The following is an 18898-nucleotide window of genomic DNA, read 5'->3' as shown; positions in this document are numbered from 1 at the left end:
GAAGAGGTGACCATGAACAGCAAACTCATCATCCTGGCAGCGGCAGCCGCTACGCTCGCCTTCGCCCAGGAAGTGAAACACAGGCAACCGTCCGCCAGCGTCGACCTGGTTCTCACTTCAGACGAACCGCAAGCCGTCGTGGGCGGCGTCGCCATGGCCGCACCCACCAGTGACCATGTCTTCGTCATGAACGGCCCAGGGCCGCTGGTGGCCACCCAGTTCCTGGCCGATAAGGCGATGAAGGGCGCACCCTACTCAGCCGAAGCCGTGACGGAAAGCGTGCAGACACTCGCTGACGGCAACCGCATCACCAGCAGGCAGTCCAGCAAGCAGTACCGCGACAGCGAAGGCCGCACCCGGACAGAGACCACCATGGCCGCCAACGCCATGTGGGTCCCGGAAAACAAGAGCATGACCTTCATCAACATCATGGATCCCGTGAGTGGAGAATCCTATACGCTCAATTCCGCGGAGAAGGTCGCCACGAAAATGAGCATTCCGAAGATGGGGATGGCGATGGGCAAGATGATGCGCACTCACGAAGCCTCCACCACGGTCCACTTTGAGTCCGGCAGCGCCGCGAGTGGAGCGGGTGTCTCCGGAGCCATGATCACCAGCGATGCCGCCGCCGAGGGCCCGGCCCTCATGACCTTCGAACGCCGCGTCGATGGCCTGGCCACGGCCCGCCCGGATACTGGCAACAATGTGAAAACAGAAGAGTTGGGCAAGCAGGTGGTGGAAGGTGTGGAATGCATAGGCATCCGCACCACCGTCACGATCTCGGCCGGCCAGATCGGCAACGAACGCCCCCTGGAGATGGTGACCGAGCGCTGGAGTTCCCCCGACCTCGGCTTCGACGTCCTCCGCAAACACTCCGACCCGCGCAACGGCGAAACGACCTACAAGCTGACGAACATCGTAAGAGGCGAGCAGCCCCGCTCGCTCTTCGAAGTCCCAGCCGACTACAAGCTGAACGACTTCAGCGGCGACAACATGCGCAAAAAGATGACCATCAAGATGCGCGAAGCGGCCCCGGAAAACCAGTAAACCCAGACCCACAAAGAGAAAAGGCCCGCCGGCTCCCGCAGCCGGTGGGCCTTTTTGTTTTGACGAATGCTTAGGCGCTCTTAGCGGGTCAGACCCAACTCCGAGGCAGCAGCAAAGAGCCGCTTGTCCAACGTCCAGAACTCGCAAGGTGAAAGCAGCGATGAAGCCAGGAGATGAACATCGGTCCACCCGAGCCCCCGGCCGGAGAGCTTGCTATCTTCAATTAACCAAAGCACTTCCGCGTGCGTTGCCAGTTGCGCCGCTGGTAGGGAGCCCAGGCTGGAGAGGATCGTTGCCCGATCCTTGAGGTTTCCACACGCCAATTCGCCAAGCACGAACGGATGCATGACCACGAGCCCGTCGGCCAGCAACGCTGATAGTTTGGGTTCGCCGGCGCGGAGGTGCTGAATCCACACCGACGTATCAACCAGGACCATTATGAGGAACGCCGCCGCGGAATACTGGCCAGTTTGGGTTGAGATCCCCCGAGCGCTGCGAGCCGCCTGCCGGCTTCACGCGCGATCAGTGCCTCCAGGCCAGCCCGCACCAGGGCGGTCTTTTCCTCAATACCGGTCAGCTCCCGGGCGCGCTCCAACAGGTGATCATCAATGATCAGAGTGGTTCTCATATGCATCAGTATGCATGCCTGATGCATATGAATCAAGCGGCGTCCAGCGCCCGAACGGCGGCCCACACATCCTCCTCCACCGGCACCCCAAGCTTCAGGTTCTCCTCCCGGATGCGTAAGGTCTGCTCCCCGGGATACCGGACGGCGCCCTCTTCGCCCATTCGCAGCGACTCCACTACGCCGTCGGCCATCCTCGTCAGCTCTTCCGCCGCGGCTAGGCCTCCGGGGTGTAAGGCTAAGAAAACCTGGGAGATGCCTGTCTCCCTGTCCATGCTGTCGCTGATCTGGTGCGTCGCCAGGCCGCCCGATAACAGGGCCGCCATCAGGTCCAACACCATCGACAGGCCCGATCCCTTCCAATACCCGATCGGGAGCGGACGCCAGGACTGCTCGATCGCCGCCGGGTCCCTCGTCAACTGGCCCTCGCTATCGAAGCCGCCGTCCACGGGCAGTAACTCATTGCGTTTTCTATAAGCTGCGAGCGTGCCATAGGAAAACTGGGACATCGCCATGTCCAGCACCACATGCCCGCCGGCTCTCGGCACGGCGATCACCAGCGGGTTGTTGCCCAGCTTCCGGACCTTGCTGCCCCAGGGCGGCAGGTTCGGCATGGTGTTCGTCCAGCACAGCCCAATCATGCCAGCTTCGGCGGCCTGCCAGCCGTACGTCCCAGCCCTCATCCAATGATTTGTTTGAGATAGCGCGACACAGCCGACCCCGTGCTCGCGTGCGATCTCGATCGCGCGGCCCATCGAGGCATAGGCATTCAGGATCCCCGGACCGCGCCGGCCGCTCCAACGCTCCAGCACGCCGAACGCACTCAGGCGTTCCGGCGATTCGTGCACGCGCACGATCCCATCTCGTATGTTATTGATAAAGCGGGGGAAGCGATTCAGGCCGTGCGTGTACACGCCATCCCGGGTCGTCTCGGCGAAGATGCGGGCGCACAGCTCGGCTCGCTCCGGCGTGAACCCCTGATTCAGCAGGACCCGGGTGAGCGTCTCGTGCAGCTCCTGGAACGGTACTCGCGGCATTTAATCATTTTCGTTCCAGAAGCCGTCGCTTAGATACTTCGAAGCGCCGTCACAGGCTATGGTCACGATCACGCCGCGTTTGCCTTCTTGCACCAGGCGCTGGCCTAACTTGCGTGCTGCCACAATGTTACCGGCGGCCGAGATGCCCAGTAGCAGGCCTTCTTCCCGAGCCATCTTGCGCGCCATCGCGTAAGCGTCCTCGGTCTCAATCCACAGGTTGCCATCCGCTACGGTTTCGTCATAGATGCCCGGCACGATCGCGGAAGGCAGGTGCTTCGTGCCTTCCACGCCATGAAACGGAGTCGCTGGTTGGGCCGACCAGCACTCCACATGCGGCAGGTCGCGCTTGAGCCTTCTGGACGTGCCGGTGAAGGTCCCGGTCGTGCCGAGCAGGGCGACGAAGTGGGTCAATCGGCCGTGGGTCTGCTCCATGATCTCGGGCGCCGTGGTGTGGAAATGGGCCTTCCAGTTGGCGTCGTTGTTGTACTGGTCGGCATAGAAATACCGTTCAGGATCAGCAGCATACAGCTCGCGAACCTTGCGGAACGCGCCGTCCGAGCCCTCGCCCGGATCGGTCAGCACCAGCTCGGCGCCCAGGACATTCAGGATGCGTTTCCGCTCTTCACTGGCGTTCGCGGGCAGGCACAGTTTCACTTTGTAGCCCCGCGCCGCACCGATCATGGCGTAGGCGATGCCGGTATTCCCGCTGGTTGCATCCAGGATGATCTTATCCGGATTCAGGCGACCAGTCCGCTCGCCATCCAGGATGATATTGCGGGCCGGCCTATCCTTAACGGAGCCGCCTGGATTGACGAATTCGAGCTTCAGCCAGATCTCGATGCCCGGCAAATCGGCCGTCGACTGGTCCAGGCGCACCAGCGGCGTATGGCCGATCAAAGCCAGAAGGTGTTGGCCGCGCAAGGGCGGCAGTATGGCTGGACTGGCAAGCATGGTGGCCGTCTCCGTGCATCCCGGCAGGTTGTACTTCAGCCCCGATCAACGCCGCGGCGCAAGCCCCAGCGCATTGTAAGCCCAGTAAAATCAATTGGTTCGGCGAGCTCGAACCCACAGCCGTTCGCGCGGATCGGTGGGTCGCTGGACGCTGTAGTGCCCGGCCTCGAACAGGCCGTCGAAGAACTGCTCCAACTCGCCGCGGACTGCATTCCAGCCCGCTTCCGTGTTGGGGTGGAGCATCCTGTCGTTGAGCGTCACTTCCACTTCGTCGTGGCGGAACTTCAGCTTGCCGTCGAACTCCTGCTCCAGGCGCTGAGCAGCCGTCAGCGCCGCGTCGTAGGCCTGCTTCAGGCTGTCGCCCTCGACCTTGGCTTTACGGTTGTAGAGAACACCTAACTCGTTGCGGGCATTGTCCAAACTGTAGTTCGCCTCGTGCCCGATCAGCAGTACGCCCGGCCCTGCGATCACATGCGAATAATCCGTCACGTCGATCAGCAATTCCGGCAGGTCGCGCTTCTGAATCCAGCGGTGAAACACGGGAATGGCTTCATCCAGGGAGATCTGGGCGCCGGGCTCGGCGAAAATCTTGATGTTTACGTGCTCCATCTGGTTATCCCTTCACCGGAGCGGCTGTCATGCGGCCCACGCAGCTATGGCAGGCTTCGATGAACAACTGCGCTTCCTCGATCAGGCGGTGGGCCGACTCGGCGGTCCGCTCCTGGCCCAGCAGCTCGTGGGCGTGGAAGTAGTAGTGGGCGAACTTGCCGCCCGCGAACGGATCGAAGAACAACTGGGTGTCGTGGAACTCCTTGCGGAAAGCCTCCACCACCCCGTCCGGGCTGTTGATATAGAACGACTTGTGCCACACGAGCAGGGCCGTGGCGGCGCGCGCCATGGAATCGTAAGCCAGTTTCGAAGCCTTGGGAATGTCGCCGGCTTCAAAGGCCAGTTGGGCTTCGAAGACCTCGCGTTCGCTGGCCGTCATCTGGAACTCGAGCGGGGAGACTACCTCGCCGGCGCACTCGCCGATGCCCATGTCGCCGGTGGTGTATTCCCTCGGGTCATGCCAGTCCGAATAGAGCGAAGTGTCCTCGCTGTGCAGCGGCATCACCATCAGGTCTTCCAACATCTTCTTGCACTCGGCCTTGCCGATGCGGCGGATAAATGCCTGAAAACTCTCGCCTTCCGTGCGCTCCTTGGTATAGCGGGCGAGGATGCGGTCGGCCGCTTCGGGCACCCGCTTGGAGGGGACCGCGCCGATCGCCAGGCCGTAGGAGCCGGCGTTTTCGGTCCACTGTCCACCCAGGACCACCTGGAAGTGGGGGGCCGCGAAACCGCCCTTGTTGCGGCTGACTCCGTAGAAGCCCAGGTCCGCTATGTGGTGCTGTCCACAGGAGTTAAAGCAGCCGCTGACCTTAATCCGGAGGTTCTTGATCGCCTCGTTGCCGGCGGCTCCGTTCTCGGCCATGTGCATCCGCAGTTCGCCGGCCAGGCCGCGCGAGGAGGAGATGCCCAGTTTGCAGGTGTCGGTGCCGGGGCACGCAACCGTGTCGGTGATGGTGCCGGCGCCGGCATGATGCAGGCCGACTGCCTTCAAGTCATTGTAAACAGAGGGCAGATCGCTCTCGCTCACCCAGCGCAGGACGATGTTCTGCTCCACCGTTGTGCGGACGGTTTCGTTGACGTAGTTGCGGGCGATGTCGGCCAGGGCGCGGAGCTGGTCGGCCGTCAGGTCGCCGAGCGGAAGTGCCACGGTAACAGTGGCATAGCCCGCCTGGCGCTGGGCATAGACGTTGGTTTCGCGCCACGCGCGGAAGTCTTCCGGCTGGGCGTTTTCGATCTGCAGCAGGCCCGGATCGCGGAGCGGCGTCTCCTGCTCGTTCTCGATGCCGTCGAGGTAGGAAGTCCAACGGGGATCGGGAGTTAGCAGCTTGCGCTCCTCCTCCACCAGGCGCTTGAACTCGTCCAGGCCGAGCTTCACGACCAGGAACTTCATGCGCGCCGTGTTGCGGTTCTTCTTCTCGCCGAGGCGCGCAAAGACGCGCGTCATGGCCTGGGCCAGGGGCAGCAGTTCTTCCTGGGGCAGGAAATCAGTGTACAGCTTGGCGACGTAGGGAACGGTGCCAAGTCCTCCGCCTACATAGACTTCGAAGCCACGCTGACCGTCTTTGACCTTGGCCACGCAGCCCAGGTCGTGAATGCGGACCAGGGCGCAGGGATTGTCGCCGCAACCGGAGAAGGCGATCTTGAACTTGCGGCCGAAATCCTGCGTATCCGGATGACCCAGAAGGAAATAGGCCGCGGCTTTGGCGTAGGGGGTGACGTCGAAGGCCTGGTCGCGGCAGACGCCGCTGAGGGGGCAGGCGGTGACGTTGCGGACGGTGTTGCCGCAGGCTTCGCGGGTAGTGATGCCGGCCGCGCCCAGCCGCCGCATGATGGCCGGCGTGTCCTCAATATGGATGAAGTGGAGCTGGATGTCCTGGCGTGTGGTGACGTGCGCGATGCCGTCTGAGTACTCTTCCGCAAGTTCCGCCATTACTTCGAGTTGCGTGGCATTCAGGCCGCCGAAGGGGATCTTGATGCGCTGCATGCCGGGCGCGTCCCAGAGGGTGGTGGGGCCCTTGGTGTTGGGGTTGGCGTAGGCGAGTCTGCGGCTTTCCAAACCGTCGTGGCGCTGGCCATTGTCGTAGCGCTGACCATAGGCTCCGCGGCGCAGGCGCGTCTCGGCGAAGACCTTGTCTTCCATCTTGCCCTGCTTCTTGAGGGCGATCTCGCTGTCGAAGGCGTCAATCTCGCTCGCCAAGCCCGGCTCAATCTTGCCGACGAGGTGGTCTTTCCACTGGCTGTTGCTGGCTTTCATAGGAAGAGAGGAAACACCTATAACCATATCGAGTTCAGGGCTGATATTTCAAGCCCCTGCAGCCTCGTGGAGATTCGCGACGGCTATTTACTTGACAGAAGCAAGTAATATAATTGACACTGTCAAATAATTTTAGCTATGCGTACACCGTCGATTCTGGATCATCGCGTGGCGGCCGTCCGTCGGTTTAACCGGTTTTACACGCGCGAAATTGGCACGCTCCAACAAGGTCTACTGAAGAGTAAATTTTCGTTGACCGAGGTTCGAATTCTGTACGAGGTCGCGAACCGGGAGAGCCCGACGGCGACCGAAATCGGGCGGGAGCTGAGGATGGATCCGGGGTATCTGAGCCGGCTGCTGGTCAAACTGGACAAGGCCGGCATGATTGAGCGGATGACCTCGGAGGAGGATGGCCGGGCAAGTCATCTGCGGCTGACGCCGGCCGGGCGGACGGAGTTCACCAACCTGACGTTTCTGGCAAACGCCGAGGTGGGCACGATGTTGAGCCGGTTGAATGAGCAGAAGCAGCGGCTGCTGGTGGATTCGATGCGAAACATCGAGGCCGTGCTGGAATCGGTGCCGGAACAGAAAGAGCCCTATTTGTTGCGGAATCATCAGCCCGGCGATATGGGCTGGGTGGTGCACCGGCATGGGGTGCTGTACGCGCAGGAGTATGGGTGGGACGAGCGGTTCGAGGCGCTGGTGGCGCGCATCGCGGCGGACTTCATCGACCACTTCCAACCCAAGAAAGAGCGCTGTTGGATTGCGGAGCGGGCTGGGGAGACCGTGGGGTCGGTGTTTCTGGTGCAGGATCCGGAACAGGTGGGCGTGGCGAAGCTGCGGCTGTTGTTGATCGAGCCGTCGGCGCGCGGGTTGGGGTTGGGACAGCGGCTGGTGGATGAGTGCACGAAGTTTGCGCGGCAGGCCGGGTATACCAAGATCACGCTCTGGACCAACAATGTTTTATTGGCGGCCAGGCATATTTACGCCAAGGCCGGGTATCAGAAGGTGGGCCAGGAGGCGCATGAGAGCTTCGGGCAATCGATGATTTCGGAGACGTGGGAGTTGGGGCTGTAGCGGAACCCACGCGGACTTCCGCCCAGACTCAGTCTCGATTTCCGCCCGCCACAACTCAAATTTTCCTTGCCCGTCTCCCTGTTCCATGCTATGCATAGCTTGGACAAGGGAAGAATCGCATGAAACAACCGGAATATCCGGAACTGCTGCCCGGCACGCTCTACATGATGGTGCTGCGGACTCTGACGCGTGGTCCGCTGCACGGCTATGCGATCGCTAAGCGGATCAAGGAAGCTTCCAGGGAAGGCCTGGTAGTGGAAGAGGGCTCGCTGTATCCGGCCTTGAACCGGATGGTGGTCAAGGGCTGGCTGACAGCGGAGTGGGGTGTTTCGGAGAACAACCGGAAGGCACGCTTCTACCAGTTGACTACCGAGGGGGCCAAGCAACTGGAGCGGGAGGCGGGCGAGTTTGACCGGCTGGTGCGGGCCATCCAATTAGTCATGAAGTCGGCGTGAGGAGTACTCCATGTCGCTCAAAAGTGAATTGCTGAACAGGCTTTCCTACCTGCTGCGGCGCGGCCAATTCGACAGGGAACTGGATGAGGAGATCGAGTTCCACATCGAGACACGAGCGGATGAGTTGGAGGCGGGCGGCCTGGTGCGGGCAGAGGCCCTGGCCCGGGCTCGGCGCGAGTTCGGATCCGGTGCCCGCGCGAAAGAGGAGACTCGGGCGGCCTGGCAGTTCGGGTGGGTGGAAGATCTCGCTCGGGATGTCCGCTACTGCGGCCGGGCGTTCCGGCGCAGCCCGGGTTTTGCGGCCGCGGCGATTGTCTCGCTGGCGCTGGGGATCGGCGCCAACACGACGGTGTTCAGCCTGGTGAAGGCGATCCTGCTGGGTGGTTTGCCAGTGCGGGCTCCGGCCCGCCTGGTCTCGCTGCATCAACCGAGCGGGGCGGCGCGCCTGTCTTATCCGGACTATGAAGACTATCGGCGGCAGGTGACGTCCTTTGAAGATGTCGCGGCGGCGTATCCGGCCGTGCCGCGGTCGCTGAACGCGCAGGATGACGCGGAGCGGCTGTGGGGCCAACTGGTGACCACGAACTACTTCCCTGTGCTGGGCGCGGAACCGCCGTTGGGCCGTGGCTTCACGACCGAAGAGTTCCACTCCGCCGTGGTGGTGATCTCGGACTCGATCTGGAAGCGGCGGTTCGGAGCAGACCGGGGGATTGTGGGCAGGACGATCCGGTTGGGCGGGCAGGGCTATGTGGTGGTGGGTGTGGCGCCGCCGCGTTTCTCGGGCCATATCCGGGGGCTGGTGACGGACTTCTGGATCCCACTTGGGCTGCATGAGCAAGCGGTGCCGCAGTTGCAGCAGGGCGCTCGGGGGCGGTTGGAGCAGGATCGGAATCAGCGCTGGCTGTATGTGACGGCCCGGTTGAAAGAAGGGTTGTCGCCCGCGAGCGCCGAGGCCGCGCTGCAGGCAGTGGCGGGCCGCCTGGATGAGGCGTATCCCAGAGGGCGGGAGAAGCGGCGGTTGCGGCTGGAAGCGGCGGATGCGCTGGCAATGGGCCTGCCCCAGGCGAAATCGTTGTTGAGCACGCTGATGGTGGTGGTGGCGCTGGTGCTGCTGGTGGCGTGCGCAAATGTGGCCAATCTGTTGTTGGCGCGCGCGGCGGCGCGGCAGCAGGAGTTCGGCATCCGGTTGGCGATCGGGGCCGGCCGGTCGAGGCTGGTGCGGCAGTTGCTGACGGAGAGCCTCTTCCTCTCGATGGCGGGCGCTTTGCTGGGCGCCGTGCTGGCCTGGCTGGCGACGAACACGCTGGGCCGGTTGCAGAGCAGCGTGCCGTATCCGATTGCCCTGGATCTCACGCTGGATGGGCGGGTGCTGCTGTTTACGGCGGCGCTGGCGATCGTCACGGCGCTGGTGTTTGGATTGGCTCCGGCCCTGAAGGGCACGCGCGCCGGGTTGAGCTTCGCGCTGAAGGGCGACGGGTCTGGTTTTGCGGCGCTGCGCCGCTTTGGATTGAAGAACAGCCTGGTGGTGGCGCAGGTGGCCTTGTCCCTGGTGTTGCTGGTGGCCTCGGGGTTGTTTCTGCGGAGCCTGCGCAATGCGGCCTCGGTTCCGCTGGGGATGGACCCGAAGGACGTGCTGCTGGTGAGCTTCGATCCGCGCGCTGCGGGCTACACGAATGAGCGGGCGGAGGTCCTGTTTGGCAGGGTGTTGGAGGGGGTGCGGGCGCTACCGCATGTGAGGTCCGCCGGGCTGGTGGATACGCCGCCGCTGAGCCTGGCTCCGAATGCGGTTGGCGTGTCCCAGCCTGGTGAGCGGGCTGCGGTGCTGGCGGATATCTATGGAGTGACGTCGCAGTACTTCGGCACGCTGGGGATCGGACTGACGCGTGGCCGGGACTTCGCGCGTAGCGAGCCGGCCGGGCTGCCGGCGGCTATTGTGAACGAGGCGCTGGCGGAGCGAGTCTTCCCAGGCGTGGATCCGGTGGGCCATACGGTGAACTGGGAGGGTATGCCGCACCAGGTGATCGGCATCACCCGGAACGCAAAGTCGAGAACGCTGGCGGAGAAGCCGCGGCCGCAGATCTTTGTGTCGTTGGAGAAAGAGTACTCCTACTTCTGGGGCATGGCGGGCGTGGTGCTGAGCGTGAAGAGCGACGGCGCGGCCACCGGGCTGGCGGAGCCGGTTCGCGGCCTGCTGCGCGAGATGGATCCGGCCCTGCCGGTTTATGAGGTGGAGACCATGGCCGACCACGTGGACCGGGCGCTGCTGCTGCCGCGCGTGTGCGGCGCGCTGTTCGGCGTTTTTGGCGGGATTGCGCTCGCGCTGGCGGCGGTGGGCCTGTATGGAGTGATGAGCTATTCCGTGCGGCAGCGGACGAGGGAGATTGGCATTCGCCTGGCGATCGGCGCCCGGCCGGGCGATGTGCTGCGGATGCTGGTGCGCCAGGGCGCCTGGCTGGTGGGTGTGGGGCTGGTGATTGGACTGGGGCTGGCGTATTCCGTCAGCCGGGTGGCGACGGCCTTTCTGTATGGAGTGAGTGCGCGGGACGGGCTGACGTTCGCGGGCGTTTCGGTGCTGCTGTTCGGTGTGGCGATGGCGGCGGTGCTGCTGCCGGCGCGACGGGCGGCGGGCATGGATGCGGTGCGCTCGATCCGGTATGAGTGAGGGGCGGAGCCGGCCAGGGGGAGTGTGAGCGCTTCTCGCGTTCGATGCTTAGGGCGACTTGGGTAGGGCGCGCGGGGCCGGGCTTAGCCCGTCGCTTACGCTCCGGGACTGGGGATTGGCCGGGCTGGCCCGTCGCTTACCCAGACTTCCATGGCTTCCCCTTGGCCTTCCATGATGTAGTTGATGATTTGCTGTCTCATGGCCTCTTCCGGTACACGGCGGTAGCTTCCGCGGTGCGCCCAGATGCGCTCCGCGCCTAGCCCGGCGGCCCGGAGATTGCGTGTCGCCACTCCCTTTAGATCGCGTAGCATTCCGAGTGCCTCGGCTGTACCTGCCACCATCGCGTGGACATGGTTGGTTCGAACATGCACCGCGGTCAGTTCCCAGCCTCTTGTGGCGCAACCTTCTTTTACGGCTTCCAGCACAATCCGGCGCCTGGGTCCGTCCATCACGTAGGGAGGGTCGAGCGTAGCTGCTTGCCTCCAGGTTTTCAGAGGCGGTGGACCCTCGTAGTAGGTTCCGTACGTGTGCCAAGTCAAAAACCAAATCACGGGATTGCAGTGTGGTGGAGTAGCGGTTTCTCTCTGCCTATTGGCGGGCAGCCCGTCGCTTACGCTCTGGGACTGGATTTCCGCTTAGCCCGTCGCTTACGCTCTGGGACTGGGCTTCCGCTTAGCCCGTCACTTACGCTCTGCGACTGGGTTTCCGCTTAGCCCGTCGCTTACGCTCTGGGACTGGGCTTCCGCTTAGCCCGTCACTTACGCTCTGCGACTGGGTTTCCGCTTAGCCCGTCGCTCACGCTCTGGGACTGGGGTTCCGCTTAGCCCGTCGCTTACGCTCTGGGACTGGGGTTCCGCTTAGCCCGTCGCTCACGCTCTGGGACTGGGGTTCCGCTTAGCCCGTCGCTTACGCTCTGGGACTGGGCTTCCGCTTAGCCCGTCGCTTACGCTCTGGGACTGGGGTTCCGCTTAGCCCGTCGCTTACGCTCTGGGACTGGGTTTCCGCTTAGCCCGTCGCTTACGCTCTGGGACTGGGATCCTCCCCTAGCATCGAGGATCCCAGTTCGTGGTGCGGCTACTGCTTGGCCGTCAGGACCTGCTCCAGGAAGCGGGTGGCGCGTTCGTCCTTGCTCTGGCCCAGCCAGAAGAAGGCCTGCTTGCGGACGGCCTGGTTCTTGTTGTTCTTTGCTACCTCGATCAGGGCCGGAACGCCTTCGTTGGAGGGCATCTGCGTCAGGGCGAAGACGGCCTGGCGCTTTACCTTGGTGTCGGGGTCGTTTTCGACCGCGCTGGTGATGGGGCCCAAGGCCTTGCGACCCGCCTTTTGCGCCATCCAGAAGAGCGCTTTCGAGCGGACTTCCGGGTTGGGATCCGATTTCGCGGCCTGGATGATGGTGTCCATGCCGCGCGGGTCCTTCGTCAATGTCAGGGCGAAGACCACCTGCTCCTTCACCCCTGGGCTGGGGTCGTCTTTCAGGAGGCGCTGCAGGGTCTCGAAGCCGGATTTGCCTCTCGTGTTGCCGAGCCAGAAGACCGTGCTGCGGCGGAGCTCCTCGGGCTGGCTGGGCTGGACGAATTCGTTCAGGACGCGGTCGGCCTGGGGGTCGTCGTGCACGGCTATGGCCGCGATGGCTCCGCCTTTGCGGTGCTCCTCGAAGTGCTGCCTGGTGTAGGCCGCGAGGAAGTTGACGCTATCGGCGGGCTTCACTCCGGTCAGCCAGACGACGGGCAGGCCGCCGGCATCCAGGCTGCAGTCGGAGCCGAAGAGGCGCACCTTGTCGAGGGTGCCGCCTTCCACGCGCAGCAGGATGGCCGAGTGGCTGGCGCCTTCCAGATGGATGGGGCCGGAAGAGACCTGCGTCACGTTGGTGTTCGGTTCCAGCGCGCAGCCCTGGGTGATGACCTGGCCGTCGCGGGAGGTGCTGCAGCAGGAGTTGCCGGCTCCGGCGACCTGCGGGACAGACCAGCCGATCCAGAGCGGGCCGCCTCGGGCCGTGGCGGCATCCACGTCCGCCTTCAGGTTAGAGGATGCCTTGTTCTCGAACTTGGCGTTGACGATCCGGGGCTGCTGGGCCAGCAGCGGCAGGGTGGCTAAGAGGAGGATGAAGGGTTTCACTGGTTCAGCACCTCGAGCATGTAGTCGGACGCTTCCTTGGACTTCATCATCGAGAGCATGCGGACCGCTTCGCGCTTCAACTCGGGGTCTTTCTCCGCACGGGCCAGGTCGATGAGGGGCTTCACATTGCCCTGGGTGAAGAGGGCGGAGACGATCTTCTTCTTGAGATCCTTCTCGGACTCCTTGTTGTAGAGCTCGAGCAGGGCCGGGCCGGTCTTTTCGCGATCCATCACGCCCAGAAGCTGGATGGCCTTGCGGCGGGCGGTGGGATCCTTCTCGGTGTTGGCGAGTTCGATGAGCTTGCCGGTGGCTCCGGAGACCATGAGGGAGCTGAGGATCTCGCCGCGCATGGGGGCATCGCTTTCCAGGCCGTAGAGTTCACCGAGCAGCTTCTGGTCGCCCAGGGCGCCCAGTTGGCGGATGGCTTCGCGGCGCAGGGTGGCGTCTTTCTCGCCCTTGGCCGCGGCGGCGATCTGATCCTTGGCTCCGCTGATCATGTAGCTGCGAAGGACTTCGCGGCGGACGGAGAGGTCGGGGCTGGAGGCGTAGACCTCAGAGAGCACCTTGAGGTTGTCGGCGCCGCCGCGGATGGCCAGATTGCGGATGGCCATGCGCTGGATGTCGGGGTTGCCGGCGCCCTTGGCGAGTTGGAGTGAGATTTCGCGGGCCTTGGGCGAGTCGCTCTGGCTGAGGACGAAGAGGGCGCGCTCTTTGAGCCTCGGGCTGGCGCTGCCGGTGAGGATCTTCTGGAGGATGGGGAGAGCGCGTTCCGGGTCGCTGTGCATGAGGCCGTTGATGGCCATCAGCTTGATCTCGTCGTCGCCGAGGTCGGGCGAGACGGACTGGCCGGAGGCCTGGCGGAGTTCGACTTCGAGGGCGCGGGCGTCATTGTTCCAGCGGCTGTTGGGATGGGCCTTTTTGAGTTCGCCGAGGGTGCCAAGGGCTTCGTCGCGATGGCCGAGCTTGCCCTGGGCGTAGGCAATCCAGTAGAGGCAGGCGTCGGCGCGGGCGGGGTCGTTGGAAGCGGTGCGGAACTCGTTGACGGCTTCTTCCCACTTGCGCTGGTCGAGGGCGCGCTGGGCCTGGGAGTAGGCACGATCGAGTTTGGCGTTCTTCATGTTCTGATTGAAGTTGGAGCTGCTGGCTGCGGCCTGAGCCATGCCCATGGCGTAGAAGCCGTCGCCCATCGGCATCATCTTGGCCATGGGGCTAAAGGCTTTGGCGGCGGCAAAGTCACCGCTGTACTGGAAGCGCTCGGCCAGGTCCTGTAGTTTGCTACCCATGGCGTCCATGCCGGAGAGCGCCTTGAGGTTTTCGAGTTGGGCAGGGTCGGCGGCCAGGGATTTGGCTTCCATGGCATCGAAGGCGTAGGCCATGGCGGCGGCTTTGGCCTTTATCTGTTCCAGTGGGGCGCTGGCTTCGCCGCGCGGGGCCTTGGCCTCAATGGCGTCGATGGAGCTTGTGGCAGAGGCGGGGGATTGGGCGCGTCCCGGGACGGCGGCGCAGAGCAGCAGCGCCAGGACGGAGCAATAGCGTTTCGGACTCATAGGTAGTTCATCCCTTCGTGTAATCAGTTCGTTAATGGAAAGACCGGGCCGCATGCCGGCGGGGGCTCCGGCTAATTGCTGGCGGTAGGCAAGAATTTGCGCTGCCGTTCGCGGATTTTCGCGTTGGCGACACGGAGCTGGAACAGTACTCCTTCGTCGGCCATGCGGCGTTGGATTTCGGGGAGCTCTTCCGGCCTGGCGTTGGCGGCTTCTGTGAGGAAGCGTTCCAGTTTTTCGAGGACGGAGGCCATGTTGCGATCGCCGGCGCGTTGGAGCGACTGGCGCATGAGACGGTTGTCGAGCAGAAGCTGTTCAGCGGAGTCGCGCTCCATGGGGAGTTCGTCGGTGCCGGTGTTGGCCAGTTCGAGGAGTACGCGCTGGGACTGTTCGAGGTGGTCGCCGACGCTGACGAGGAGCATACGGTCGGCGCCATCGGTCAACTGGTTGTGGGCGACGGTGCGGGGCCCCGGGGTGGGCCGGGGGGAGACGCGACCGAGGAAGTAGGCTCCGATGACGAGCAGGGCGACGGCGGCGGTGGAGGCGGCGCGGGCCCAGCTGAACCACTGGAAGGAGAAGAAGCGAGCGCGGAGGCCCAGGCGCGGGCGGAGCTGATTCCAGACCTGGGTGCCGTATTCGGGGCCGCGCTCGGGGGTTTCCCAGGTGTTCATCAGGTTGAGGGTGCGCTGCACGGCGGCAAGATCGGCGCGGCAGGCGGCACAGTCATCGAGATGGGCGCGGGCATCCTTGAGATCTTCGGATTCACCCAGGTAGTAGAGGACGAGTTGTTCTTCAGTCAGATGCGTCATGATGCGACTCCGGCCCAGCCGGCCAGGTTGCGGCGCAGTTTCTGGACTGCGCGGAAGATGCTGTTGCGAGTGGCGTTGGAGCCCAGTTGGAGGGCGGCGCCGATTTCCTCGATGGAGAGGTCCTCGAAGTGGCGGAGCGTGAAGGCTGTGCGTTCCTGGGGGGTGAGCTCTTCCATGGCTGCCGCGAGGCGGACCTGAATTTCTCCGCTGAGCAGGAGGCGATCGGGGCCGGGGGCCTGCTCGACGGGCTGCCAGGCGCGGCCGTCTTCCTCGCCTTCGGGTTTCTGGTCGAGGGGGTGGAGGATTTCGGCGCGGCGTTTGGTGGCAGCGATGCGGTCCAGGGTGTAGTTGGAGGCGATGCGATAGAGCCAGGTGCTGAAGGCGGCTCGACCGTCGTAATTGGCGAGGCTGCGATAGGCTCTCAAGAATGTCTCCTGGACTACGTCATCGGCGTCCGCTTCATTGCCGGTCATGCGGTACGCCAGACGAAAGAGGGCATGGCTGTAGCGTTCGACGAGTACTTGGAACCCGTCGCCGTCACCAGCGAGAACCCGCTGGATGGCTGCGCCATCACTTTCTTTCATCTGCCCATTGGACCGTGTTTTCAACGCGGTGTTAGGGGGTGAGGTGGATTTTTTGTGGGGGTGGGGGGGAGGGTTGGCGGAGGTGGGGGCTTTGAGGTTGCGAGATGTCGGTCGTCCTGGTGGAGTTTGGCGGGTTGCGGCGGGCCCCCGGCTGGCGCCGGGGGTAATGCTGGGGGGGGAGGGGTTACGGCGCTGGGGCGGTGAGCTTGGGGTGGGGGTGTCGATTGGCCTGCGGGCCTTTGGCGGGTTGCGGCGGGCCCCCGGCGATGCCGGGGGGAATGCTTGGGGGGAACTTTGACGGCGCTGGGGGGACGGCGCTGGGGGGTTTAGGGGTGGTGGGGCGGTAATGGCGGGGTGGCGGCGGCTGGGGTTAGGCCGAAGCGGAGGAGGATTTTTTGGCCGGCGGGACTTAGTAGGAAGTCCAGAAAGGCTTGGGCCGCTTTCGTGTTTTTGGCTCCTTTGACGACTCCTCCGGATTGGCGGATGGGGGCGTGGTCCTTGTCATTGAGGAGGAGGCCGCCCTGATCGTGGAGGAGGGTCCAGGAGGTGAGGACGGCGTCGGCGTTGCCGGTGCGGCCGAACTCGTAGGCCTGGCGGACGTTTTCGGCCAGGACGATCTTGGACTGGAGCTGTTTCCAAAGGCCGGCCTTCTCCAGGAGCTCGCGGGCGGCGGCTCCATAGGGGGCGTGTTGAGGGTTGGGCAGTGCGATGTGGCGGACTTCGGGGAGGGTGAGGTCCTTGAGCGTCCTGATGTGACCGGAGAGCGACCAGAGGCCGAGGCGGCCGGTGGCGTAGGTGCGGACTGAGCCGGGCAGTAGCAGGTCTGATTTCGCTAAATCCTGGACAAAGGCTTCATTTGCAGAGAGATAGAGGTCAAATGGGGCTCCGGCGCGGATTTGGCGGGCTAAGAGGCCGGAGGAACCGAAGGACCAGGTGACGGGAGTGGAGGATTGAGCGGAAAGAGCAGATTCGAGGGGCGTTAGGTCGGCTGCGGCGGCGATGGTCAAGTTTTGCGCTGCAATAGAACTTGACAGCAACACACTAAACTTACATAATACGAACAGGCGCAGTAAAGGCGAGCGGATGGACGCCTGGAACGCCGCGAGATTTAAACCCTGGAAGGATGGGAGCGACATGAGCAAAATCATTGGCATCGACCTTGGGACCACCAACTCTGTAGTGGCGGTCATGGAAGGCGGGCAACCGGTTGTGATCCCGAACCAGGAGGGTGGGCGGACAACCCCCTCCGTGGTCGGTTTCGCGAAGTCGGGCGACCGGTTAGTTGGACAGGTGGCCAAGCGCCAGGCTGTCACCAATCCTGAAAATACCATTTACTCGATCAAGCGGTTCATGGGTCGGCGTTTTGACGAAGTCTCGCAAGAGATGAAGCTGGTGCCGTATCACGTGGTACGCGGCGATTCGGGCGATGCGCGTGTGGAGTCGGGCGGCAAGAAGATGTCGGCGCCGGAGATTTCGGCGATGATCCTGACGAAGCTGAAGGAAGCCGCCGAGGCTTACCTGGGCGAGACGGTGAAGCAGGCCGTGATCACGGTGCCCGCGTACTTCAACGATGCCCAGCGCCAGGCGACGAAGGATGCGGGCCAGGTGGCCGGCCTGGAAGTGCTGCGTATCATTAATGAGCCGACGGCGGCCGCGCTGGCGTACGGGCTGGACAAGAAGAAGGAAGAGCGGATCGCGGTTTACGACTTCGGCGGCGGCACGTTCGACATTTCGATCCTCGAAGTGGGCGACGGCGTGGTGGAAGTGAAGTCGACGAATGGCGATACGCACCTGGGCGGCGACAACATCGACCAGCGGCTGGTGGACTGGCTCATCGAGGAGTTCAAGAAGGAAGAGTCGGTCGATCTCTCGAAGGACCGGATGGCGTTGCAGCGCCTGAAGGAATCGGCGGAGAAGGCCAAAATCGAGCTGTCTTCGGCGATGGAGACGGAGATCAACCTGCCGTTCATCTACGGCGATCCGCAGACCGGGCCGAAGCACCTGGTCAAGACGCTGACGCGTGCGCGGTTCGAGCAGATGATCGAAGACATCCTGCAGCGTTCGGTGGGTCCGTGCAAGCAGGCTTTGACGGATGCCGGCATGTCCACGTCGCAGATCGACGAAGTGGTGATGGTGGGCGGCTCGACGCGTATCCCGCGAGTGACGCAGATCGTGAAGGAGCTGTTCGGCAAGGATCCGAACAAGACCGTCAATCCGGATGAAGTTGTCGCGGTGGGTGCGGCGGTGCAGGGCGGCGTGCTGGGCGGCGAAGTGAAGGATGTGCTGCTGCTGGACGTGACTCCGCTGTCGCTGGGCATTGAGACCCTGGGCGGCGTGTTCACGAAGCTGATTGAGCGCAACACGACGATTCCGACGCGCAAGTCTGAGGTCTTCTCGACGGCGAGCGACAGCCAGACGAGCGTGGAGATCAAGGTTTACCAGGGTGAGCGTTCGCTGGCGCGGGACAACCGGATGCTGGGTGTGTTCCAGCTGGTGGGGATTCCGCCGGCTCCGCGCGGGGTGCCGCAGGTGGAAGTGACGTTCGACATCGACGCGAACGGCATTCTGCATGTGACGGCGAAGGACCGGGCGACGAGCAACGAGCAGAAGATCACGATCACGTCTTCCTCCGGACTGTCGAAGGAAGAGGTTGAGAAGATGGCTCGGGACGCCGATTCGCACAAGGCGGAAGACGAGAAGCGGCGGGAAGAGATCGAGGTGAAGAACCATCTCGACAGTGCGGTCTACAGCGCCGAGAAGACGCTGAAGGATCATCGCGATAAGGTTTCGGAAGCGGACGCGAAGGCCGTGGAAGAGGCGATCGCGGAAGCGAAGAAGGCGGTGGAAGGCGGCAACCTGGAGGCCATGAAGGCCGCGCAGGAGAAGCTGCTGACGTCCAGCCACAAGCTGGCCGAGGCGATGTACAAGGCAGCGGGCGCGCAACAGCCTCCTCAGGGTGGCGACGCCGCCGGTCCTGGTGCTTCGGCGGGCCACACGGAGTCGAAGAAAGACGATGTGGTGGATGCCGAGTTCGTGGACGTCGACGATAAGAAGCCGGGCGCCTAAGCACGCCTGAGTCTGATGGAACTGGGAGCCCCTCCGTCATGGAGGGGCTTTCCTGAAATGAGG

At 63.6% G+C, this 18898-nt stretch carries 16 protein-coding genes; 5 read left to right on the top strand and 11 right to left on the bottom strand.

The genetic code is table 11. From position 1 onward, the window contains the following. Positions 1-12 precede the first annotated feature (12 nt). Positions 13-1047, top strand: coding sequence for a hypothetical protein (locus tag IRI77_RS25370; RefSeq protein WP_194447790.1), 1035 nt, complete (start codon positions 13-15; stop codon positions 1045-1047). An 80-nt stretch (positions 1048-1127) separates the two neighbouring features. Here IRI77_RS25370 and IRI77_RS25365 read toward each other — a convergent pair whose 3' ends face one another. The 6 genes from IRI77_RS25365 to IRI77_RS25340 all read right to left on the bottom strand — a co-directional run bounded on the left by IRI77_RS25365 (position 1128) and on the right by IRI77_RS25340 (position 6523). Beyond that, positions 1128-1484: a type II toxin-antitoxin system VapC family toxin gene (locus IRI77_RS25365; RefSeq protein ID WP_194447789.1), complete on the bottom strand. Its 357-nt coding sequence runs from the start codon at positions 1482-1484 to the stop codon at positions 1128-1130. Further along, positions 1484-1675: a type II toxin-antitoxin system VapB family antitoxin gene (locus IRI77_RS25360; RefSeq protein WP_194447788.1), complete on the bottom strand. Its 192-nt coding sequence runs from the start codon at positions 1673-1675 to the stop codon at positions 1484-1486. Before IRI77_RS25360 ends, IRI77_RS25365 begins: the two co-directional genes overlap by 1 nt. A 32-nt stretch (positions 1676-1707) precedes the next feature. After that, complete coding sequence (gene yiaK, locus IRI77_RS25355; RefSeq protein ID WP_194447787.1) at positions 1708-2709, bottom strand: 3-dehydro-L-gulonate 2-dehydrogenase; 1002 nt, start codon at positions 2707-2709, stop codon at positions 1708-1710. Beyond that, positions 2710-3660: a PLP-dependent cysteine synthase family protein gene (locus IRI77_RS25350; RefSeq protein WP_194447786.1), complete on the bottom strand. Its 951-nt coding sequence runs from the start codon at positions 3658-3660 to the stop codon at positions 2710-2712. A 90-nt stretch (positions 3661-3750) separates the two neighbouring features. Then, positions 3751-4269, bottom strand: a complete 519-nt coding sequence (locus IRI77_RS25345) for a hypothetical protein (protein ID WP_194447785.1) — start codon at positions 4267-4269, stop codon at positions 3751-3753. A 4-nt stretch (positions 4270-4273) separates the two neighbouring features. Continuing rightward, the gene (locus IRI77_RS25340; RefSeq protein WP_194447784.1) at positions 4274-6523 is read right to left on the bottom strand and encodes a nitrite/sulfite reductase; all 2250 of its coding nucleotides are present in this window, start codon (positions 6521-6523) and stop codon (positions 4274-4276) included. 252 nt (positions 6524-6775) lie between these two features. Between IRI77_RS25340 and IRI77_RS25335 the strand changes: the two genes are divergently transcribed. The 3 genes from IRI77_RS25335 (at position 6776) to IRI77_RS25325 (ending at position 10717) form a co-directional block, all read left to right on the top strand. Then, entirely contained in the window at positions 6776-7600 is an 825-nt protein-coding gene (locus IRI77_RS25335; RefSeq protein WP_267239332.1) for a bifunctional helix-turn-helix transcriptional regulator/GNAT family N-acetyltransferase, read from the top strand. 119 nt (positions 7601-7719) lie between these two features. Next, positions 7720-8055, top strand: coding sequence for a PadR family transcriptional regulator (locus IRI77_RS25330; RefSeq protein ID WP_194447782.1), 336 nt, complete (start codon positions 7720-7722; stop codon positions 8053-8055). Between the two features lie 10 nt (positions 8056-8065). Then, on the top strand, positions 8066-10717 hold the full coding sequence (locus tag IRI77_RS25325) for an ABC transporter permease (RefSeq protein ID WP_194447781.1): 2652 nt from the start codon (positions 8066-8068) through the stop codon (positions 10715-10717). Positions 10718-11791: 1074 nt separating this feature from the next. On the opposite strand, the gene IRI77_RS25320 is transcribed toward IRI77_RS25325, so the two are convergent. The 5 genes from IRI77_RS25320 to modA all read right to left on the bottom strand — a co-directional run bounded on the left by IRI77_RS25320 (position 11792) and on the right by modA (position 16776). Further along, positions 11792-12832 carry a HEAT repeat domain-containing protein gene (locus tag IRI77_RS25320; RefSeq protein WP_194447780.1) on the bottom strand — a complete coding sequence of 347 codons (1041 nt, stop codon included), beginning with the start codon at positions 12830-12832 and terminating at the stop codon, positions 11792-11794. Then, positions 12829-14379 (bottom strand): HEAT repeat domain-containing protein, encoded by a 1551-nt coding sequence (locus tag IRI77_RS25315; protein WP_194447779.1) that lies wholly within the window; start codon positions 14377-14379, stop codon positions 12829-12831. The genes IRI77_RS25320 and IRI77_RS25315 overlap by 4 nt, the downstream gene beginning before the upstream one ends. A 71-nt stretch (positions 14380-14450) precedes the next feature. Continuing rightward, complete coding sequence (locus IRI77_RS25310; RefSeq protein WP_194447778.1) at positions 14451-15185, bottom strand: hypothetical protein; 735 nt, start codon at positions 15183-15185, stop codon at positions 14451-14453. Beyond that, entirely contained in the window at positions 15182-15769 is a 588-nt protein-coding gene (locus tag IRI77_RS25305) for an RNA polymerase sigma factor (RefSeq protein ID WP_194447777.1), read from the bottom strand. The genes IRI77_RS25310 and IRI77_RS25305 overlap by 4 nt, the downstream gene beginning before the upstream one ends. A 326-nt stretch (positions 15770-16095) precedes the next feature. Beyond that, a complete protein-coding gene (modA, locus tag IRI77_RS25300; protein WP_194447776.1) occupies positions 16096-16776 on the bottom strand; it encodes a molybdate ABC transporter substrate-binding protein in 681 nt (226 codons plus the stop codon). A 127-nt stretch (positions 16777-16903) separates the two neighbouring features. Here modA and dnaK point away from each other — a divergent pair, with 127 nt between their 5' ends. Next, on the top strand, positions 16904-18835 hold the full coding sequence (dnaK, locus tag IRI77_RS25295) for a molecular chaperone DnaK (protein ID WP_194447775.1): 1932 nt from the start codon (positions 16904-16906) through the stop codon (positions 18833-18835). Positions 18836-18898: the final 63 nt, after the last annotated feature.

Source organism: Paludibaculum fermentans (genome assembly GCF_015277775.1).
GTDB lineage: Bacteria > Acidobacteriota > Terriglobia > Bryobacterales > Bryobacteraceae > Paludibaculum > Paludibaculum fermentans.
This window is presented reverse-complemented; position numbering and strand designations above follow the sequence as displayed.